We start from the raw sequence: 3,736 nt of genomic DNA, 5'->3' as shown, positions 1-3,736 counted from the left end.
TCTACGGCGGCGCCGGCAACGACCAACTCTTCGGGGGCGGCGACAACGACACCATGCATGGGGGGTCAGGCGATGACCACCTCGACGGCGAGGCGGGCGAGGAAGATTCAGCCGACGGAGCATCCGGACTCGACACGTGTCTCGCCGAACTCACGATGCGGTGTGAAACCTAGGTTCTGCGAACAGTCACGAGCCTGACCGGCTCGGTCGTCAGCTCGGCGCGGCTTTCACTCCCACTCGATCGTGCCCGGGGGCTTGCTGGTGATGTCGTAGACGACCCGGTTGACACCGTCGACCTCGTTGATGATCCGCTGGCTCATGATCTCCAACGTCTCGTACGGCACCCGCGCCCAGTCGGCCGTCATCGCATCGTCGCTGGTCACGGCCCTGATCACGATCGGATGGCCGTACGTGCGCTCGTCGCCCATCACCCCGACCGAGCGGACATCGGCGAGCAACGCGGCGTACGACTGCCAGATCGACCGTTCGAGACCGGCGGCCGCGAGTTCATGACGGACGATCGCGTCGGCTTCCTGGAGCACCCCGACCCGCTCCGGCGTGACCTCGCCGATGATCCGCACGCCGAGCCCGGGACCGGGGAACGGCTGACGCCACACCATTTCGTCGGGCAACCCGAGTTCGGTTCCGAGTGCGCGGACCTCGTCCTTGAACAGATCCCGCAGCGGTTCGATCAACTCGAGTTCCATGTCGTCGGGGAGGCCGCCGACGTTGTGGTGGCTCTTGATCACCGACGCGGTGCCATCGGCCCCACCCGACTCGATCAGGTCGGGATACAGCGTTCCCTGCACGAGGAACTCGGCCTCGCTCAGTCCGCCCGTGTACTTCTCGAACACCCGGATGAACCGCTCACCGATCGCCTTGCGCTTCGACTCGGGTTCGGTGAGTCCGGCGAGTGCTTCGAAGAACGATTCGCCCTCGTCGGCGTGGATCAGTTCGATGCCGAGGTTGCGCCGGAACGTTTCGACGACCTGCTCGCTCTCGCCCTTGCGCATCAGGCCGGTGTCGACGTAGATGCAGGTCAGCTGGGAGCCGATTGCCTTGTGGACCAGCGCCGCGGCAACCGACGAGTCGACTCCGCCCGACAGCCCGCAGATCACTCGTGCGTCGCCGACGCGAGCACGGATCTCGGCCACCTGCTCGTCGATCACCGACGACATCTTCCAGTCGGGCGCCAATCCCGCGCGCTCGTGGACGAAGCGCGCCATCGTCCCCATCCCGTACGGCGAGTGGACGACCTCGGGATGGAACTGGACGCCGTAGATCCTGCGCTCGTCGTTCTCCAGCACCGCGACCGGTGCCCCAGCCGACGTTGCCGTGGCGACGAAACCCTCGGGCAGTTCGGTGATCCCGTCGAAGTGGCTCATCCAGCACTCGTGCTGGGTCGGAGCATCGTCGGGGAGCACGAGCGAGTCGCCGGATCGGGCGAGCTGGGTCCGTCCGTACTCCCCCGCCATTCCACGTCCGACGACGCCACCGAGTTGCTGTGCGATCAGCTGTGCGCCGTAGCAGATGCCGAGGATCGGGATCCCGAGGTCGAAGATCGCCGGATCGAGCTGCGGTGCCCCCTCGACGTGGACACTCGCCGGTCCTCCCGACAAGATGATCGCTCCGGGCGACCGTTCCGCGATCTCCTCCGCGGTGATGCGATTCGGAACGATCTCGGAGAACACCTGCAGCTCACGCACACGGCGGGCGATCAGCTGGGCGTACTGCGCACCGAAATCGACGACGAGCACGGTGTCGTGAACGTCGCGCGGCTCCTGCAGGAGATGGTCGCGGGTGTCGTTGTCGGCCGGAGCGTCGGGGGGACTCACCGGGGCGATCGTAGACGCCGACGGACGCTGCGACGCAGGGCGTCGGAGTCGGCCCTGGCCGTCATTCCCGGCGATTCCGGCGAACGCCGACCGAGATGCGCCAGAAGATGATCCCCAATCCGACCACGAGCAGGGTGAACACGGCCGTCTGACCCCATCCGCCGCGCTCCTCGCTCCCACAGCCCGGTCGCTCGACGAGACCGAGGCAGTCGCTGAGGCTGTTCTCCTCCGGGTAGAAGTCGCTGACGGTGACCGGTGTCGGAGATTCGACATCGCCGCCGCTCGCGCTCACCACCGGCGACGCGACCGGACCGACGAGCGCGACGAGAACCGTGACGAGCGCGACGAGAATGCGTGCCGGGTGGCATCGGGTCATGCGTGCCAGTCAACCCGTCGGCGGCGACGATCGCACGGTGGCTGCGCCGTGACCGATGTCGGGCCGAGGTCGGTCGCCTACCCTCGCTCGGGTGACGCCCGAGGAGTTCCGTCGACACGGCCACGAGGTGATCGACTGGATCGCCGACTACCTCGACGGGATCGAGGACCGCCCGGTGCAGGCCGAGGTCGATCCCGGTGACGTGCGCGCCGCGCTGCCGGAACATCCGCCGACCGAGCCGGAGAGTTTCGACGCCGTGCTCGACGATGTCGATCGGGTGATCCTTCCCGGGGTCACCAATTGGCAGCACCCGCAGTGGTTCGCGTACTTCCCCGCGAACAACTCGTACCCGTCGATCCTCGGCGAGCTGATGTCGGCCGGGCTCGGCGTCCAAGGCATGAGTTGGGTCACGTCCCCGGCGTGCACCGAACTCGAGACGCTGATGCTCGACTGGATGCAGGAGCTGCTCGACCTGCCCGAACAGTTTCGCTCCACCAGCGAATCGGGTGGTGGCGTACTGCAGGGCTCGGCGAGCGAGGCGACGTTGGTCGCGATCCTGTCCGCTCGCCACCGCGCCACCGGTGGCGCGGTCAACGTCGACGGCGACACGTCGAGACTCGTCGCGTACTCCACATCGCAGTCGCATTCGAGCATCGAGAAAGGCCTGCGGATCGCGGCGATCGGCACCGACCGGATCCGCATCGTGCCGCTCGACGACGACTTCGCGATGCGTCCCGACGCGCTCGACGAGATGATTCGCGCCGACATCGAGGCGGGGCTGATCCCGTTCTTCGTGAACTCCAACCACGGCACGACGTCGTCGATGGCCTTCGACCCGACCGGCGCGATTGGTGCGATCTGTCGCGAGCACGATGTGTGGCTGCACGTCGACGGCGCGATGGCCGGGATCGCCGCGCTCGTTCCGGAGTTCCGGTGGGTCAACGCCGGACTCGAGTTCGCCGACTCCTACGCCACGAACGCACACAAGTGGATGGGCGTGAACTTCGACTGCACGACGTACTGGACCGGCGACCGGGCATCACTCCTCGGAGCGCTCAGCATCCTGCCGGAGTACCTTCGTTCGGCGGCTGCCGAAGCCGGCGCGGTGATCGACTACCGGGACTGGCAGGTTCCTCTCGGGCGCCGCTTCCGTGCGCTCAAGCTCTGGTTCACGATCCGCTGCGAGGGCATCGACGCCTTCCGCCGGATGATCCGCGACCACGTGTCGATGACACAGCAACTCGCGGGGTGGATCGGCGACGACGAACGCTTCGAGATCGTCGCACCGCACCCGCTGAACCTGGTCTGTCTCGCGCACGTTGCCGGCAACGAGGCGACCGACGCGCTCATCGAGGCAGCCAATGACAGCGACGCCGGCCACTTCACCCGCACGGTGCTCGACGGCCGATCCGTCCTGCGCATCTCGGTCGGAGCCCGCACGACCACCCCCGTCCACGTCGAACACGCCTGGACCACCCTCGCCTCCCTCGCCTGACCGTTACGTGACGGGTCTGACCCGTCACGT

Annotated in this window: 3 protein-coding genes and 1 pseudogene; 2 read left to right on the top strand and 2 right to left on the bottom strand. The window is 67.2% G+C overall.

The features are described 5' to 3' along the window. Nucleotides 1–173 (top strand): annotated as a pseudogene (locus ON45_RS24120) (hypothetical protein); the annotation flags it as partial. 54 nt (nt 174–227) lie between these two features. Here ON45_RS24120 and guaA read toward each other — a convergent pair. Together guaA and ON45_RS20115 are read right to left on the bottom strand one after the other, a co-directional pair. After that, nucleotides 228–1,787 (bottom strand): glutamine-hydrolyzing GMP synthase, encoded by a 1,560-nt coding sequence (gene guaA / locus ON45_RS20120; protein WP_040496492.1) that lies wholly within the window; start codon nt 1,785–1,787, stop codon nt 228–230. Nucleotides 1,788–1,896: 109 nt separating this feature from the next. Then, nucleotides 1,897–2,211, bottom strand: coding sequence for a hypothetical protein (locus tag ON45_RS20115; protein WP_040496491.1), 315 nt, complete (start codon nt 2,209–2,211; stop codon nt 1,897–1,899). 91 nt (nt 2,212–2,302) lie between these two features. Between ON45_RS20115 and ON45_RS20110 the strand changes: the two genes are divergently transcribed. Next, nucleotides 2,303–3,706, top strand: coding sequence for a pyridoxal-dependent decarboxylase (locus ON45_RS20110; RefSeq protein WP_040496490.1), 1,404 nt, complete (start codon nt 2,303–2,305; stop codon nt 3,704–3,706). Nucleotides 3,707–3,736 lie beyond the last annotated feature (30 nt).

The organism is Ilumatobacter nonamiensis YM16-303, assembly GCF_000350145.1.
GTDB lineage: Bacteria > Actinomycetota > Acidimicrobiia > Acidimicrobiales > Ilumatobacteraceae > Ilumatobacter_A > Ilumatobacter_A nonamiensis.
This window is presented reverse-complemented; position numbering and strand designations above follow the sequence as displayed.

Coding starts and splice junctions, on each gene's coding strand:
- ON45_RS20115 (WP_040496491.1), bottom strand. CDS start 2,211: ATGACCCGATGCCACCCGGCACGCATTCTCGTCGCGCTCGTCACGGTT.